The organism is Pseudomonas sp. AC252, assembly GCF_979258105.1.
Map to the genome: position 1 here is coordinate 1,904,758 of NZ_OZ409837.1, position 17,097 is coordinate 1,921,854.

At 57.3% G+C, this 17,097-nt stretch carries 16 protein-coding genes; 3 read left to right on the forward strand and 13 right to left on the reverse strand.

Translation table 11 applies throughout. The annotated features are described in order from the left end of the window. Positions 1 to 8: 8 nt before the first annotated feature. The 12 genes from atpD to mnmG form a co-directional block, all read right to left on the reverse strand. Positions 9 to 1,388, reverse strand: a complete 1,380-nt coding sequence (gene atpD, locus ACZZZ4_RS08900) for a F0F1 ATP synthase subunit beta (protein ID WP_039757213.1) — start codon at positions 1,386 to 1,388, stop codon at positions 9 to 11. A gap of 27 nt (positions 1,389 to 1,415) precedes the next feature. Continuing rightward, positions 1,416 to 2,276, reverse strand: coding sequence for a F0F1 ATP synthase subunit gamma (atpG, locus tag ACZZZ4_RS08905; protein ID WP_007911960.1), 861 nt, complete (start codon positions 2,274 to 2,276; stop codon positions 1,416 to 1,418). A 50-nt stretch (positions 2,277 to 2,326) separates the two neighbouring features. Then, entirely contained in the window at positions 2,327 to 3,871 is a 1,545-nt protein-coding gene (gene atpA / locus ACZZZ4_RS08910; protein WP_016772405.1) for a F0F1 ATP synthase subunit alpha, read from the reverse strand. 21 nt (positions 3,872 to 3,892) lie between these two features. Next, complete coding sequence (locus tag ACZZZ4_RS08915; protein WP_016772404.1) at positions 3,893 to 4,429, reverse strand: F0F1 ATP synthase subunit delta; 537 nt, start codon at positions 4,427 to 4,429, stop codon at positions 3,893 to 3,895. A 12-nt stretch (positions 4,430 to 4,441) separates the two neighbouring features. Further along, positions 4,442 to 4,912 carry a F0F1 ATP synthase subunit B gene (locus tag ACZZZ4_RS08920; protein ID WP_016772403.1) on the reverse strand — a complete coding sequence of 157 codons (471 nt, stop codon included), beginning with the start codon at positions 4,910 to 4,912 and terminating at the stop codon, positions 4,442 to 4,444. Positions 4,913 to 4,970: 58 nt separating this feature from the next. Continuing rightward, complete coding sequence (gene atpE, locus ACZZZ4_RS08925) at positions 4,971 to 5,228, reverse strand: F0F1 ATP synthase subunit C (protein WP_003097235.1); 258 nt, start codon at positions 5,226 to 5,228, stop codon at positions 4,971 to 4,973. 133 nt (positions 5,229 to 5,361) lie between these two features. Beyond that, the gene (atpB, locus tag ACZZZ4_RS08930; protein WP_016772402.1) at positions 5,362 to 6,231 is read right to left on the reverse strand and encodes a F0F1 ATP synthase subunit A; all 870 of its coding nucleotides are present in this window, start codon (positions 6,229 to 6,231) and stop codon (positions 5,362 to 5,364) included. 16 nt (positions 6,232 to 6,247) lie between these two features. Further along, positions 6,248 to 6,655: a F0F1 ATP synthase subunit I gene (locus ACZZZ4_RS08935; RefSeq protein ID WP_008064605.1), complete on the reverse strand. Its 408-nt coding sequence runs from the start codon at positions 6,653 to 6,655 to the stop codon at positions 6,248 to 6,250. A gap of 148 nt (positions 6,656 to 6,803) precedes the next feature. Then, entirely contained in the window at positions 6,804 to 7,676 is an 873-nt protein-coding gene (locus tag ACZZZ4_RS08940; protein ID WP_463547658.1) for a ParB/RepB/Spo0J family partition protein, read from the reverse strand. A 9-nt stretch (positions 7,677 to 7,685) separates the two neighbouring features. After that, a complete protein-coding gene (locus ACZZZ4_RS08945) occupies positions 7,686 to 8,483 on the reverse strand; it encodes a ParA family protein (protein ID WP_016772400.1) in 798 nt (265 codons plus the stop codon). Between the two features lie 18 nt (positions 8,484 to 8,501). Next, the gene (rsmG, locus tag ACZZZ4_RS08950) at positions 8,502 to 9,146 is read right to left on the reverse strand and encodes a 16S rRNA (guanine(527)-N(7))-methyltransferase RsmG (RefSeq protein ID WP_016772399.1); all 645 of its coding nucleotides are present in this window, start codon (positions 9,144 to 9,146) and stop codon (positions 8,502 to 8,504) included. Next, on the reverse strand, positions 9,143 to 11,041 hold the full coding sequence (gene mnmG / locus ACZZZ4_RS08955; protein WP_122603541.1) for a tRNA uridine-5-carboxymethylaminomethyl(34) synthesis enzyme MnmG: 1,899 nt from the start codon (positions 11,039 to 11,041) through the stop codon (positions 9,143 to 9,145). Before mnmG ends, rsmG begins: the two co-directional genes overlap by 4 nt. Positions 11,042 to 11,612: 571 nt before the next feature. Between mnmG and ACZZZ4_RS08960 the strand changes: the two genes are divergently transcribed. The 3 genes from ACZZZ4_RS08960 to ACZZZ4_RS08970 all read left to right on the forward strand — a co-directional run bounded on the left by ACZZZ4_RS08960 (position 11,613) and on the right by ACZZZ4_RS08970 (position 15,620). Next, on the forward strand, positions 11,613 to 12,119 hold the full coding sequence (locus ACZZZ4_RS08960) for a sigma-70 family RNA polymerase sigma factor (protein ID WP_463547659.1): 507 nt from the start codon (positions 11,613 to 11,615) through the stop codon (positions 12,117 to 12,119). Beyond that, entirely contained in the window at positions 12,119 to 13,066 is a 948-nt protein-coding gene (locus ACZZZ4_RS08965) for a FecR domain-containing protein (protein WP_463549261.1), read from the forward strand. The genes ACZZZ4_RS08960 and ACZZZ4_RS08965 overlap by 1 nt, the downstream gene beginning before the upstream one ends. 118 nt (positions 13,067 to 13,184) lie before the next feature. Beyond that, positions 13,185 to 15,620: a TonB-dependent siderophore receptor gene (locus ACZZZ4_RS08970; protein WP_463547660.1), complete on the forward strand. Its 2,436-nt coding sequence runs from the start codon at positions 13,185 to 13,187 to the stop codon at positions 15,618 to 15,620. A gap of 40 nt (positions 15,621 to 15,660) precedes the next feature. Here ACZZZ4_RS08970 and mnmE read toward each other — a convergent pair whose 3' ends face one another. Next, a complete protein-coding gene (gene mnmE / locus ACZZZ4_RS08975) occupies positions 15,661 to 17,028 on the reverse strand; it encodes a tRNA uridine-5-carboxymethylaminomethyl(34) synthesis GTPase MnmE (RefSeq protein ID WP_463547661.1) in 1,368 nt (455 codons plus the stop codon). Between the last annotated feature and the right edge of the window lie 69 nt (positions 17,029 to 17,097).

The window sequence follows — 17,097 nt, forward strand, 5'->3', positions numbered from 1 at the left end:
CGCCGGGATTACAGTTTCTTGGCTTTCTCGATCGCTTCTTCGATGCCGCCAACCATGTAGAACGCTTGTTCTGGCAGGTGGTCGTAGTCACCGTTGAGGATGCCTTTGAAGCCAGCAATGGTGTCTTTCAGGGAAACGTATTTACCCGAAGCACCGGTGAAGACTTCAGCCACGAAGAACGGCTGCGACAAGAAGCGCTGGATCTTACGAGCACGGTTAACCAACTGTTTGTCGGCTTCCGACAGCTCGTCCATACCCAGGATCGCGATGATGTCTTTCAGCTCTTTGTAACGCTGCAGAACATACTGAACGCCGCGAGCGGTGTCGTAGTGGTCCTGGCCAATCACGTTCGGGTCCAGCTGACGCGAAGTCGAATCCAGTGGATCTACCGCCGGGTAGATACCCAGGGAAGCGATGTCACGGGACAGAACGACGGTGGCGTCCAAGTGGGCGAAGGTGGTCGCTGGCGACGGGTCGGTCAAGTCGTCCGCAGGTACGTATACCGCCTGGATCGAGGTGATCGAACCTTCCTTGGTCGAAGTGATACGTTCCTGCAGAACGCCCATCTCTTCAGCCAGGGTCGGCTGGTAACCTACTGCCGAAGGCATACGGCCCAGCAGTGCGGATACTTCAGTACCGGCCAGGGTGTAACGATAGATGTTGTCGACGAACAGCAGAACGTCGTTACCTTCGTCACGGAACTTCTCGGCCATGGTCAGGCCGGTCAGTGCTACGCGCAGACGGTTTCCCGGCGGCTCGTTCATCTGACCGTAAACCAGTGCCACTTTGTCCAGAACGTTGGAGTCCTTCATCTCGTGGTAGAAGTCGTTACCCTCACGAGTACGCTCACCCACACCGGCGAACACGGAATAACCGCTGTGCTCGATGGCGATGTTACGGATCAGTTCCATCATGTTTACGGTTTTGCCTACACCGGCACCACCGAACAGACCGACTTTACCGCCCTTGGCGAACGGGCAAACCAGGTCGATAACCTTGATGCCGGTTTCCAGCAGGTCGTTGCCGCCTGCTTGCTCGGCGAACGAAGGTGCTGCGCGGTGAATGCCCCAGCGCTCTTCGGTGTCGATCGGGCCAGCTTCGTCGATCGGGTTACCGAGGACGTCCATGATCCGGCCCAGGGTCGCTTTACCGACCGGTACGGAGATGGCTGCGCCAGAGTCGCTGACTTCCAGACCGCGCTTCAAGCCCTCGGTGGAACCCATCGCAATGGTACGCACCACGCCGTCGCCCAGCTGCTGCTGAACTTCCAGGGTGGTTGCGGCCGCGCTTTGTACAGTCAGCGCGTTGTAGATGCTCGGTACGCTGTCGCGTGGAAATTCCACGTCGATAACGGCGCCGATGATTTGAACGATACGTCCGCTACTCATAGCTGGATCCTCTGAATATTTGAACCGTTAAACCGCGGCAGCGCCGCCGACGATTTCCGAGATCTCTTGGGTGATCGCAGCCTGACGCGCCTTGTTGTAGATCAGCTGCAAATCGCTGATCAAATCACCGGCGTTGTCGGTAGCGTTCTTCATCGCGATCATCCGCGCAGCCTGTTCAGCCGCGTTGTTCTCGACCACCGCCTGGTAGACCTGCGACTCGACGTAACGGACCATCAAGCCGTCAAGCAGCTCCTTGGCGTCCGGTTCGTAGAGATAGTCCCAGTGGTGCTTGAGATCCTGATCCGGGGTTGCCACCAGTGGAATCAACTGCTCCACGGTAGGCTGTTGCGTCATGGTGTTGATGAACTTGTTGGACACCACGGACAGGCGGTCGATACGGCCGTCCAGGTAGGCATCCAGCATCACCTTGACGCTGCCGATCAGATCATTGATCGACGGCTCTTCACCCAGGTGGCTGATAGCTGCAACGACGTTACCGCCGAAGTTGCGGAAAAAGGCCGCACCCTTGCTACCGACTACACACAGATCAATCTCGACGCCGTTTTCGCGGTTTACCGCCATGTCCTTGACCAGGGCCTTGAACAGGTTGGTGTTCAAGCCGCCGCACAGACCACGGTCACTGCTCACCACAACATAACCAACGCGCTTGATTTCGCGGTCGATCATGAACGGGTGGCGGTATTCCGGGTTGGCGTTGGCCAGATGCCCAATTACCTGGCGGATACGCTCCGCATAAGGACGGCTAGCAGCCATGCGCATTTGTGCCTTGCGCATTTTGCTGACCGCCACTTTTTCCATGGCGCTGGTAATCTTTTGCGTGCTTTTGATGCTCGCAATCTTACTGCGAATCTCTTTTGCGCCTGCCATGTAACACCTATCAGGTTAGCAAGCGGGAGCCTCGCGGCTCCCGCTGCGGCTTACCAGGTTTGGGTGGCCTTGAACTTCTCGATACCGGCTTTCATGCCAGCGTCGATTTCGTCATTGAAGTCACCTTTAACGTTGATCTTGGCCATCAAATCGGCGTGATCGCGGTTGAAGAAAGCGATCAGCGCTTGTTCGAAGCTGCCGACCTTGGCGATTTCAATGTCAGTCAGGAACCCACGCTCAGCGGCATACAGCGACAGCGCCATGTCAGCGATCGACATTGGTGCGTATTGCTTCTGCTTCATCAGCTCGGTAACGCGCTGACCATGCTCAAGTTGCTTGCGGGTCGCTTCGTCCAGGTCAGAAGCGAACTGGGCGAATGCCGCCAGTTCACGGTACTGAGCCAGAGCGGTACGGATACCACCGGAGAGCTTCTTGATGATCTTGGTCTGAGCGGCACCACCCACACGGGATACCGAAACACCGGCGTTCACTGCAGGACGGATGCCCGAGTTGAACATGGCCGATTCCAGGAAGATCTGACCGTCGGTGATGGAAATCACGTTGGTCGGAACGAACGCGGAAACGTCGCCAGCCTGGGTTTCGATGATCGGCAGTGCGGTCAGGGAACCGGTTTTGCCGGTCACTGCGCCATTGGTGAACTTCTCTACGTATTCTTCCGAAACGCGGGATGCGCGCTCCAGCAGACGGGAGTGGAGATAGAACACGTCGCCTGGGTAAGCTTCACGGCCTGGTGGACGGCGCAGCAGCAGGGAAATCTGGCGGTAAGCCACTGCCTGCTTGGACAGATCGTCATAAACGATCAGCGCGTCTTCACCGCGGTCGCGGAAGAATTCACCCATGGTGCAACCGGAGTACGGTGCCAGGAATTGCAGCGCAGGAGATTCCGAAGCACTGGCAGCCACGATGATCGTGTTGGCCAGGGCGCCGTTTTCTTCCAGCTTGCGAACCACGTTGGCGATGGTCGATTGCTTCTGACCGATTGCAACGTAGACGCAGAAAATGCCGCTGTCTTTCTGGTTGATGATCGCGTCGATCGCCAGAGCGGTTTTACCGATCTGACGGTCACCGATGATCAGCTCACGCTGGCCACGGCCGACAGGGATCATGGCATCGACAGCCTTGTAGCCAGTCTGTACAGGCTGGTCTACCGACTTACGCCAGATCACGCCTGGAGCAACTTTCTCGACCGCGTCGGTCTCGGTGTTGCCCAGTGGACCTTTGCCGTCAACAGGGTTACCCAGAGCATCGACTACGCGACCCAGCAATTCCTTACCAACAGGAACTTCGAGGATGCGGCCGGTGCACTTGGCGCTCATGCCTTCAGCCAGCGACTGGTAGGAGCCCAATACCACGGCACCTACGGAGTCCTGCTCCAGGTTGAGGGCCATACCGTAGACGCCGCCCGGAAACTCGATCATCTCGCCGTACATGACGTCGGCCAGACCGTGAATCCGCACGATGCCGTCAGATACGCTGACGACAGTGCCTTCGTTACGGGCTTGGGAGGTCACATCGAGCTTGTCGATGCGGCCCTTGATAATTTCACTTATTTCGGAAGGATTGAGTTGCTGCATTGCTCTGCTGCCCCTTCAAACTCAAGATTTCAATGCTTCGGCAAGTTTCGCGATTTTGCCGCGAATCGAGCCATCGATAACCAGGTCGCCGGCGCGGATCACGACACCACCAATCAAGGCAGCGTCCTCCGCAACTTGCAGGCGCACTTCCCGGTTGAGTCGTGCACTGAGAACCTTGGCGAGTTTGTCTTGCTGTTCTTGGTTCAATGCAAATGCACTGGTTACTTCAACGTCTACCGATTTCTCTTGTTCGGCCTTGTACAGGTCGAACAGAGCGGCGATCTCCGGCAGAAGCAGGAGACGGTCGTTCTCGGCAACGACGTTGATGAAATTGCGTGCCTTTTCATCAAACTTGTCGCCGCACACGTCAATGAACGTGGCGGCCTTTTCTGCGCTCGTCAGTCGCGGGGCCTTGAGCACGCGCTGCAGGGTGTCGTCTTGCGACACCGCTGCTGCCAGGCCGAGCATGGCTGACCAATTGGCCAGTTGCTGGTGGGCCTGAGCGTGCTCGAAGGCCGCCTTAGCGTAAGGTCGGGCCAACGTGGTCAGTTCTGCCATGATCGCCCTCGCTTAGATTTCAGCAGCCAGTTGGTTAACCAGCTCTGCGTGCGCGTTTTGATCGATTGTGGCACCCAGGATCTTCTCGGCGCCGCCAACAGCCAGCAAGCCCACTTGGGCACGCAGCTTGTCTTTGACGCTGTTCAGTTCCTGTTCGATCTCGGCTTGAGCCTGAACCTTCACACGGTCAGCGTCGATACGGGCTTTTTCAACAGCCTCTTCGACGATCTGGTTACCGCGTTTCTTGGCTTGCTCGATGATTTCAGCTGCCTGAGCTTTCGCTTCGCGCAGTTGCTGACCCGCTTTCTCTTGGGCCAACTCCAGGTCGCGAGCTGCACGGCTGGCAGCGTCCAGACCATCAGCGATCTTCTTTTGACGTTCGTGCAGAGCAGCGATGACCGGAGGCCATACATACTTCATGCAGAACAGTACAAAAATCAGGAACGCAACGGACTGGCCAATCAGGGTCGCATTAATGTTCACGCCAACACCTCGCAGTTACGTTGTCCATCACACCAAATTACCCGGAAGATCCGAGTAATCAGCCAGCGATCTGACCAACGAACGGGTTCGCAAAGGTGAAGAACAGAGCGATACCAACACCGATCATGGTTACGGCGTCGAGCAGACCGGCAACGATGAACATTTTTACTTGCAGCATTGGAACCATTTCTGGCTGACGCGCTGCGCCTTCCAGGAACTTGCCGCCCAGCAGGCCGAAACCAATTGCGGTACCCAGTGCGCCCAGGCCGATCAACAGTGCAACAGCGATAGCGGTTAGACCAACTACAGTTTCCATCTTTCCTCCCGACTTTTACGTCGTATGGTTTAGGTTTTTTAGATTAAAGCGGTAAAACAAATCGTTTCAGATGCCCCGCAAGGAGCCCCTTCCCGTTTTACCGGGAAGGACATCAGACTAGTCGAGACTGGTCTTAATGGTTTTCTTCGTGCGCCATCGACAGGTAGACGATGGTCAGCATCATGAAGATGAACGCCTGCAGGGTGATGATCAGGATGTGGAACACTGCCCACGCCCACTGCAGAACAACGCCCAGGCCGCTGAGCCAGAGCAGGCCGCTGCCGAACATCACAGCGATCAGAATGAACACCAGCTCGCCGGCATACATGTTGCCGAACAGACGCAGAGCAAGAGAGATCGGCTTGGCGATCAGGGTGACGAATTCCAGCAGGAAGTTCACCGGGATCAGCAGGGCCTGAACGAAGATGTTCTTGCTGCCGAACGGGTGCAGGGTCAGTTCGCCGATGAAGCCGCCGATGCCCTTGACCTTGATGCTGTAGAAAATGATCAGTGCGAACACCGAGAACGCCATGCCCAGGGTCGCGTTCGGGTCGGTGGTCGACACGGCGCGGAACGGGATGTGGGCATCGCCGGAGATCAGGATGGCCAGCTGAGGAATCCAGTCGACCGGTACCAGGTCGACGGCGTTCATCAGGAACACCCAGACGAAGATGGTCAGTGCCAGCGGTGCAATCACCGGGCTACGGCCATGGAAGCTGTCTTTCACGCTGCCATCGACGAATTCGACCAATACTTCAACGAAGTTCTGCAAGGCACCCGGCTGACCCGAAGTCGCTTTCTTTGCCGCCATGCGGAAAAGAAGAACGAAGATCAGACCCAGCGCGACCGACCAGCCGAGGGTATCGACGTGGAAAGCCCAGAAGCCCATTTCCTTGGCTTCTGCTGCGGTGTGGGCAAAGCCCCAGCCGCCGTTGGGTAGCTGACCGAAAGTCAGGTTCTGCAAGTGGTGCTGGATATAGCCCGAAGCGGTTGTCTCTGCCATGGTTGCCTCAAACGCCCTAAGGTCTCGAAAGTCTTGTTCTCATCAGCAGGGGAGCGAACCAGCTGACCGACTGCGTCAGCACGAACACGCCGAATACTGCGATCGGCGCCAGTGGCTTCACACCTGCGAACACCAGTGCAAACAGCACTGCCGTCAAAATAAGTTTGCCTGCCTCGCCGGCATAAAAAGACCGGACGATGGACTGGGCTGCTCGGGCGCCGGAAAACCGAAATGCCCTGTGAGCGAAATAAACATTGGGCAGCAAGGCTATCAGGCCTCCGCAAAGTCCCGAGTATCCGGCAACGACTCCATGCCATTGCCAGAGCGCCAAAGCGGCAATGAGCAAAACGACAAATTGAGCCATCAACACCGGAAAAACCGCCAGGCGATGGAAAGGCAAGCGGTTTGGCGTGCGGGTTTCCATCACAGTTGCTCTCCAATGGTCGGCTGCCGAAATTCAATAACTTGGCATAATTTGTGCCGACAAAATGCGCGCAGAGTATAGGGGCGGTTCTGCCCCTATTCAACTGTCAGGTAGTGATTTCCGACTGCGCGCTACATGAGGAAATGTTTCAGCGGATGTGTGCGAGCACACCTTGAAGCTCATCGAGCGAGTTATACCCAATCACCAATTGGCCTTTGCCCTTCTTGCCATGGCGAATCTGCACCGCAGAGCCTAGGCGCTCGGCCAAACGCTGCTCGAGGCGAGCGATGTCCGGATCGGGTTTTGCGGCTTCAACCGGCTCCGGTTTGCCACTCAACCACTGACGAACCAGTGCCTCGGTTTGGCGCACGGTCAGTCCTCGTGCGACAACATGTCGCGCCCCTTCGACCTGCTGATTGTCCGGCAGACCGAGCAAGGCACGTGCGTGACCCATTTCCAGGTCACCGTGCGACAGCATGGTCTTGATCACTTCCGGAAGCGCAATAAGTCGCAACAGGTTAGCCACAGTCACACGTGACTTACCCACAGCCTCGGCAACCTGCTGCTGGGTCAGCTGGAATTCCTGCTGCAAGCGCTGCAAAGCCATTGCTTCTTCGATCGGATTGAGGTCTTCACGCTGGATATTCTCGATGAGCGCAATCGCAATGGCGGTTTCATCCGGCACATCGCGGACCATCGCCGGAATGGTTTCCTGCCCGGCCTGCTGACTGGCGCGCCAGCGGCGCTCACCGGCAATGATCTCAAAGCGACCGCCGCCAATCGGGCGTACCACGATCGGCTGCATCACGCCCTGAGCCTTGATCGACTGCGCCAGCTCTTCCAGGGCCTGCGGGTCCATGTCGCGGCGCGGCTGATATTTGCCACGCTGCAGCAGATCCAGCGGCAGGTGCTGCAATTCGCGTGTGTCAGCCTGCGCGGCTTGTTCTTCCAGCGCGCTGACCGTCGGACCACTCAGCAGTGCATCCAGTCCACGTCCGAGACCTCGTTTCTTGACGGCCATGGGGATTCCTTAAGTTGGCTGAGCGGCAGCAATGCGTGAATTTTTGCGCTGACGGCGAACCATCTCGCCCGCCAGAGCCAGATAGGCCAGGGCGCCACGCGATTGCTTGTCGTAAGCCAGCGCCGGCATGCCGTAGCTCGGTGCTTCGGCCAGGCGGATGTTGCGCGGGATCACCGTGTCGTACAACTGATCGCCGAAGTGTTCCTTGAGCTGCGCCGAAACATCGTTCATCAGGCTCAGGCGCGGGTCGTACATGGTGCGCAGCAAGCCTTCGACTTTCAGGTTCGGATTGAGCAGCTCGGCGATGCGCTTGATGTTATCCACAAGGTCGCTCAAACCTTCCAGAGCGAAGTATTCGCACTGCATGGGGATAATCACCCCGTCAGCGGCGACCAATGCGTTGAGCGTAAGCATCGACAGCGACGGCGGGCAGTCGATCAGAATGTAATCGTAGTTGTCACGGATCGGCGCCAGCGCGCTGCGCAGACGACTTTCCTTCATCTGCATTTCCAGCAGCACGACTTCAGCTGCGGTGAGATCGCGGTTGGCCGGCAGCAGCTGATAACCGCCGTGCTCGGAGAAATGCATGGCCTGGCCCAGGTCGCATTCACCGATCAGCAGATCGTAGACCGAGTTTTCCAGACCATGTTTATCCACACCGCTACCCATGGTGGCGTTGCCCTGTGGATCGAGATCGATCAACAGCACCCGGCGCTTGGTCGCGACCAGGGATGCTGCGAGGTTGATGCAGGTGGTGGTTTTGCCCACACCACCCTTCTGGTTCGCTATCGCGAATACCTTAGCCATTCTTGCTTGTGTTCCCAATCATGCCGTGCGGCGCAGTATCAGCAGATGGCGTTGGCCTTGGCAACCGGGGACGGCCAGGGCGTGTTCGCTATCGAGTTTGAAATCTGCCGGCAATGCTACCAGCTCATCGGCCGGATGAACGCCCTTCATTGCCAGCCAGCGTGTATCGGCATCGCCCAGGTGGCGAGTCCAGTTGGTGAAGTTTTCCATGCTGCTGAAGGCCCGGGAAATGATCCCGTTGAATGGCTGCGCAGGCTGGAACGCTTCGACGCGACTGTGGATAACCTGCAAGTTATCCAGCTTCAGTTCGAGCTTGACCTGGGTCAGGAAGCGGGTTTTCTTGCCGTTGCTGTCCAGACAGGTCACTTGCGAGTCCGGGTACAGGATCGCCAGCGGGATACCAGGCATGCCACCACCACTGCCAACGTCGAGCCAGCGACCGTTTTCGATGAACGACATCACGCTCAGACTATCGAGCAAGTGCCGCGAAACCATTTCGTCCGGATCGCGCACGGCGGTCAGGTTGTAAGCCTGATTCCATTTGATCAACAGGGCCAGATAACCCAGCAGCAATTCGTGCTGAGTTTCTGTGAGATTGACACCGAGCTCGCGGGCTCCTGTGGATAACTCTTCGGCGTGTTGCGAAGTGACCTTGGCACTCAAGCGCTTTGCTCCAACTGACGGCCCGCGCCGCGTTTTTTCAAATGAATCATCAACAGCGAAATCGCTGCCGGGGTAACGCCCGGAATGCGCGAGGCCTGGCCCAGGGTCTCGGGACGTGTGGCGCCGAGCTTGCTCTGGATCTCCTTGGACAGACCGGAAATGTTGGTGTAATCGATATCCACAGGCAATTTGGTGTCTTCACTGGCGCGCAGACGGGCGATTTCGTCCTGTTGACGGTCGATGTAACCGGCGTACTTGGTCTTGATCTCAACCTGCTCGGCGACCTGTGGATCTTCTGCGCCCTGCCCGGTCACTTCGACCAGACCGGCGTAATCGATTTCCGGACGGCTCAACAGGTTGAGCAAATTGTATTCGTGGGTCAGCGGCGTGCCGAATTTCTCGGCAATCGCATCGCCCTGCGGGGTATTTGGCCGTACCCAAGTGCTTTTCAGGCGCTGTTCTTCGAGTTCAATGCTTTCGCGTTTCTTGCAGAAGGCCGCCCAGCGCGCGTCATCGACCAGACCAAGCTCGCGACCTTTTTCGGTCAGACGCAGGTCGGCGTTGTCCTCGCGCAGAATCAGGCGGTACTCGGCCCGCGAAGTGAACATGCGGTACGGCTCTTGGGTACCGAGGGTGATCAGGTCGTCGACCAGAACGCCGATGTACGCTTCATCGCGGCGCGGACACCAGGCTTCTTTGCCCTTCGCGCGCAGTGCGGCGTTGGCCCCGGCGAGCAGACCTTGAGCGCCAGCTTCTTCGTAACCGGTGGTGCCGTTGATCTGCCCGGCGAAAAACAGACCGCCAATCACTTTGGTTTCCAGGCTGTACTTCAGGTCGCGCGGATCGAAGTAGTCGTACTCGATCGCATAACCCGGACGCACGATGTGTGCGTTTTCCATGCCGCGGATCGATTGCACGATCTGCAATTGCACGTCGAACGGCAGGCTTGTGGATATCCCGTTCGGGTACAGCTCATGGGTGGTCAGACCTTCCGGTTCGATGAACACCTGATGGCTTTCCTTGTCGGCAAAGCGGTGGATCTTGTCTTCGATCGATGGGCAATAACGCGGGCCGACGCCTTCGATTTCACCGGCAGCGGAATACATCGGCGAACGATCAAGGTTCGCCGCGATGATTTCGTGGGTGCGGGCATTGGTATGGGTGATCCAGCAGCTGACCTGACGCGGATGCTGTTCTTTGTTGCCCATGAACGACATCACCGGAATCGGCGTATCGCCCGGTTGCTCGGTCATTACCGAGAAATCCACAGACTTGCCATCAATGCGCGGCGGTGTACCGGTTTTCAAACGCCCGACACGCAATGGCAACTCACGCAGACGGTGGGCCAGAGCAATCGACGGTGGATCACCGGCGCGACCGCCGGAAAAATTCTGCAAACCGATGTGGATAAGTCCGCCGAGGAAGGTACCGGTGGTCAACACCACGGAATCGGCGAAGAAACGCAGACCCATCTGTGTAACCACACCACGGACTTGCTCCTGCTCGACGATCAGGTCGTCAGCAGCCTGTTGAAATATCCACAGGTTCGGCTGGTTTTCAAGAATTTCGCGGACAGCTGCCTTGTAGAGAATCCGGTCGGCTTGCGCACGGGTGGCCCGTACGGCCGGGCCTTTGCGGCTGTTCAACACGCGAAACTGGATGCCGCCCTTATCGGTAGCCATGGCCATCGCGCCGCCGAGGGCGTCGATTTCCTTGACCAGATGGCTTTTGCCGATGCCACCGATGGCTGGGTTGCAACTCATGGCGCCGAGGGTTTCCACGTTATGCGTCAGCAACAGGGTTTTTGCCCCCATGCGTGCTGACGCCAGTGCTGCCTCGGTACCGGCATGACCGCCGCCGATGACGATCACTTCAAAACGGGAAGGGAAATCCACCACGCACCTCGTGCCTGCTTAAGTAGGTCATTCAGGAAATAGTTGAGCTCAGGTTTCTGGACCTGGTCGGCAAGTATAGGGACTTCGCCCTTTCTAAAGAACCCTTTGCACAAAATTTAACCAGCTGTGGAGAACTCGAGGTTAAAAGAATAAAAAAGAGAGAAATTTATAAAACCTTTGTTTTTATGTTTATTCTTAGTGAGCACCGTTTCTGTGGATAGATCGCCACAAGCCTTATTTAACAAGCTGTACAGAGGTTTAAAACTCTGTGCTCATGTGGCAATGAGGCCCTTGGATAACCGCTGTAATCCTGTGGATGAAAGGGTAGGTTATCCACAGAGGGGTTTATATCCAGTTTTCAAGCCCGTTTATCAACTGACCTCATTGGCAGTTATTCACAGGGCTTAACCCAGAGAAAATCGCCAACATGGCTTTTCCCGGACACAAGAAAAGCGCCAGCGAAGGGATCGGTGGCGGTTGGCAAGCCAAGGGCAGAAAATGAAAAGGCTATTGTGAGAGGACGTTACAGAGGCTAATAATAGCCATTATCATTAACTCGCCAGTTTCTCCCATGCCCCTACCCGCCCACACAGCTGCGATCGAGCAAATCTACGAGCAACATCATTCGTGGCTATATGGCTGGCTCAAGGGCAAACTGCACAACGCCTGCGATGCAGCCGATGTGGCACATGACACGTTTTTGCGAGTTCTGGCGGCGCGCAATGCAGCTCATATTCGTGAGCCAAGGGATTACCTGACGGCCATTGCGCGCGGCTTGGTCATCGATCGTTATAGGCGGAGGGCGATTGAAAGCGCTTATCTGCAGACCCTCGCAGCTCGGCCGCAAGCGACAATCGTCAGCGAAGAAGACAGAGCGCTGATCATTGAAACCCTGGTTGCTGTGGATAAAGCGTTGACCGGGCTGGGCACGCGGACACGGCAGATCTTCATGCTTTCGCAAGTCGACGGACTGACTTATCAACAGATCGCCGTGCAATTGAGGGTCTCGCTGACCACTGTGAAAAAACACATGATCCGCGCCCTGACTGAATGCGCCCTGATCCTGGCGCAACCATGATGGCCGCCGCTGCAGACCGTCAGGTATTCGAGACTGCCGCCAGTTGGTACGTGCAGTTTCAATCTCAGCCACCGAGCCTTGCCGAACAAAAGGTCTGGCAGTTGTGGATAGACAGCGATCCGGCGCATCTGGCGGCGTGGAACCAGATGGAACAATTGCAGCGCCACCTCGGTACGCTGCCGCAGGATCTGAAACGACATGCGCTCAATAATGGCCAACAACGACGCCAGGTACTCAAACTGCTACTGCTTGCAGCGGGAACAGGTTTCGTTGGCTGGAACGTTCAACGACACACATCCCTCGGCAACGTCTGGGCCGACTATAAAACCGGTGTAGGTCAGCGTCGGACCATCAGCCTGGCCGATGGTAGCCAGATCCAGCTCAACACCAACTCGGCCATTAATGTCTCTTTCGACGCAGCACAACGCCTGATCCAACTGCGTGCCGGTGAAATCCTCGTCCAAACCGGCAAGCCTGGCGATCAGCGGCCGTTCTATGTGCAAACCCGTGACGGGCGGATACAAGCATTGGGCACCCGGTTCTCGGTGCATCAGATGCCGAACTCAACCCGGGTCGGCGTGCTGGAGGATCGAGTCAGCGTCCAACCTGCGCACTCATCCACCGCTGTGCAAATCCTGAAAGCAGGCGAAGGCGCGGATTTCGACAGTCGGCATATCGGCCTCAGTCGTCCCTTCCAGTCATCAGAAGTGGCCTGGATCAACGGCCAATTGATCGTCCTGAATGCGCGCTTGGGCGATGTCATCGCAGAATTGGGTCGCTATCGCAGCGGTGTATTGCACTGTGATCGCCGCGCTCGGGATCTGCGGGTCTCCGGGACTTTCCGGCTCGATTCGACCGACACAGTGTTGGCCAACCTTCGGGCTTCGTTGCCGATCAACGTCCGCTATTTCAGTCGTTACTGGGTTTCGATCAGCCACAGCGTTTGATCAAAAAACGGCTGGGGAAAAATAATCGTAAACAGGGTTGTCTTTTTCTGCTCTGACCCGGCCCTAAAGGTAATCGCGATAAACGCGGCTCTTCGCCACCCTCAGGGCTAATCCACCTATGCGTCTTCCCACGTTCCGTCAGCGCTTTTCTCCACACTGCATTGCATACAGCTTATTGATGGCTAGCGCTGCGTCTTGTTTGGTGATCAGCAACAGCGCCTTCGCGGCGTCGCCATCCCAGCGCTTCGCCATCGCCGCCGGCCCGCTGGATAGTGCCTTGAGCCAGTTCGCCGCTGCCGCCAATGTGATTCTGTCGTTCTCGCCGCAGCAGACCAGCCGCTTGCGCAGTGCCGGGTTGAACGGTGACTTCAGCGTCGAACAGGGTTTCGCTCAATTGTTGCAAGGCTCTGGATTACAGGCCGTGCCGCAAGCCCCCGGCAGTTACATTCTGCAGGCCTTGCCCAACGGAGATTCCCTCGAACTGGCGCCGACCAACATCAACGCGCAGTTGGCCAATCCAATGGATCTGGATTACGCCGCCGACGTCGGTTACAAGGCGCAAAACAGCCGGATCGGTACGAAAACCAGTACCCCGCTGTCGGAAACACCGCGTTCGGTGTCAGTGGTAACCGGACAACGCATCAAGGATCAGAAATCCCAGACACTCACCGACGTCCTCGGCTATGTACCGGGGATATTCGCCCCACCGTTCGCCGCCGGCGACAGTCTGGCGGGGGACTTGTTCTATATCCGCGGCTTCAACGCCACCGATTACGGCTACGGTCTGCTCCGAGATGGACTGCGCGTGCAGGGCAATCGCTATGACACCAGCACCGAGCCGTACGGACTTGAACGGGTCGAGGTATTCCGCGGCCCTTCTTCGCTGCTGTATGGCGAAAATGCGCCGGGCGGTCTGGTCAATCTGGTCAGCAAGCGTCCTACTGCCGCGCCTCAGGGCGAAGTGCAGCTGGGCTATGGCTCGAACAATCGCCGGCAAATCGGCGTCGACGTCTCCGGCCCGCTCAATGACAGCGGCAACGTTCTCGGACGCGTGGTGATGCTGGGGCGCAAATCTGATACCCAGACCGATCACGTGCCTGACGACCGCATTTATATCGCCCCTTCGCTGTCCCTGAATTTCGACGACTTCAATACGCTGACACTGCTGGCCAACTACCAGAAAGACCACACCAACATGGAGCTCGGTCTGCCGGCCGCCGGCACGTTGCTGAGCAATCCCAACGGGAAATTGTCCAAAGGCACCATGCTCGGCGACCCGGACTGGAATACTTTCGAACGGGAAACCTGGAGCACCGGTTACGAGTTCAGCCACTCGTTCAACGATGACTGGCAGTTCCGCCAGAACTCGCGCTACATGCAGTCGCGCATCACCCGCCACGAAACCTGGCCGGGCAATCTGAACAACGCCGGCTTCGGCACGCGGTTGAACATGACCGCCTATGATCGCTTCAACAAATCCATGGTGTATTCGCTGGATAACCAGCTCGAAGGCAAATTCCAGGCTGGCGAACTGGAGAACACCGTGCTGTTTGGCGCCAGCTACGATCGCACCTCGTTCAACCAGGACTGGAATGCCGGCATTGTCGGGCCGATCGACATCTACAACCCGGTCTACCTGCGTGATCCGACGACGCCAATTGCTGTGCAGAACACGTTGCTTGAGCAGCAGATGAAAGGCGTTTATGCACAGATCCAGAGCAAATACGACCATTGGCTGTTCCTGGTCGGCGGACGTCAAGATTGGGTCGACAGCGACTTCCGCGACAAAGTGGCGCGAGGCAGCAACATCAGCTCCGAGGACAGGAAGTTCACCTATCAGGGCGGCGTGATGTATCAGTTCGACAACGGCATGACGCCATATGTCAGCTACTCCACTGCGTTCGTGCCGGTGCAGCAGATTTCCAATGCCGGCGCACCGCTTGATCCGATCACCAGCAGCCAGTACGAAGTGGGCTTGAAGTACGAACCGATCGGCTGGGACACCGCGTTCACCGCTTCGGTGTATGACCTGCGCAAGAAGGACGACACCTATTTCGACGCAACCACGTCGACCTATCGCCAAGTGGGTGAAAGCCGCGCCAAGGGTGTGGAGTTGGAACTCAACAGCAATCTGACGCAGAACCTCAATGTCACGGCGGCCTATACCTACACCGACGCGAAGATCACCAAGGATGCAGCGACATCGCTGGTTAAAGGCCATCAAATGACCGGCGTGCCACGTAATCAGGCCTCGGTCTGGGCGAAATATCGCTTCCTCGACAGTGATCTGAAAGGCTTGTATGTGGCCGGTGGCGTACGCTATTTCGACAGTGCGTTTACCTACACCTCGCCTTCTCTATACGGAAAGCTGGATGCCGGCGACGTCACATTGATCGACGCGGCTGTTGGATATCAGATCGATACACACTGGAGTGTCGATCTGAATGCGAAGAACCTGTTCGACAAGGAATATGTGTCGGGCTGCAACGACGCAGGCCGCTGCTATTGGGGTGAGGATCGTACTTTGCTCGGTACGGTGTCCTATAACTGGTGAATAAAAAAAGGGCTGTGGATGAATTATCCACAGCCCTTTTCTATTTACCGATGCAGAAGCTGGAGAAAATCCTTCCGAGCAAATCATCAGAGCTGAACGCCCCGGTAATTTCACCCAGGAAATGCTGAGCCTGGCGCAAATCCTCGGCGAGCAACTCGCCAGCCCCGGCCAGGGTGAGTTGCGCGCGGCCATGTTCCAGTGCCGCGCTGGCGTGGCGTAGTGCTTCCAGGTGCCGGCGACGTGCGCTGAAACTGCTCTCCGACGTCTGCTCGTAACCCATGCACGCCTTGAGGTGATCACGCAGCAGGTCGAGGCCTTCGGCAGACTTGGCGCTGAGACTGATGGTCACGTGGCCGTCGTCACTGGTTTCCAGAGCAATCGCTTCGCCGGACAGATCGGCTTTGTTGCGGATCAGGGTGACTTTCGTCGGATCCGGCCGAGACTCGAGGAATTCCGGCCACAAGGCAAAAGGATCGAGTGCCTCTGGTGCGGTCGCATCGACTACCAATAGAACCCGATCCGCTTCACCGATGGCTTTCAAGGCCCGTTCCACACCGATCTTTTCCACATGATCATCGGTGTCACGCAGTCCCGCAGTATCGACGACGTGCAACGGCATGCCGTCGATGTGGATATGTTCGCGCAGGATATCCCGCGTGGTGCCAGCAATCTCGGTAACGATGGCGGCCTCACGACCGGCCAAAGCATTCAACAGGCTGGATTTTCCGGCATTCGGCCGACCAGCGATGACGACGGTCATGCCATCACGCAATAACGCACCCTGTCCCGCTTCGCGGAGCACTGTGGATAACTCATCGCGTACTTTGTCGAGCATGCTCAATACGTGGCCGTCGGCGAGAAAATCGATTTCCTCTTCCGGGAAGTCGATGGCGGCTTCGACGTAGATACGCAAGCCGATCAGCTGCTCGGTCAGGTTATGCACACGCTGGGAAAACGCACCCTGCAATGAACGCAGCGCATTGCGTGCAGCCTGGGCAGAACTGGCTTCGATCAAGTCGGCGATTGCCTCGGCTTGGGCCAGATCGAGTTTGTCATTGAGGAAGGCGCGCTCGCTGAATTCACCCGGACGGGCAAGACGGCAGCCCAGTTCCAGACAGCGTTTGAGCAACATGTCCAGCACGATTGGGCCGCCGTGGCCTTGGAGTTCCAGCACGTCTTCGCCTGTGAAAGAGTTCGGCCCCGGAAAATACAAAGCCAGACCTTCATCCAGCACCTGCCGGTCGTCACTGAAAAACGGCCCGTAATGGGCGTAACGCGGTTTCAGTTCTCGGCCGCTGATGGCTTTTGCCGCCACGCTGGCCAACGGCCCCGAAATACGGACGATGCCCACACCGCCGCGCCCTTGAGCGGTGGCGACGGCGGCGATGGTTTCACGGGGTGTGCTCATAAAGCGGCATCCAGACAAAAGTGGCAGATAGCAAAACGCCCCACTAGGGGGCGTTTTGAGTGGTGTTAT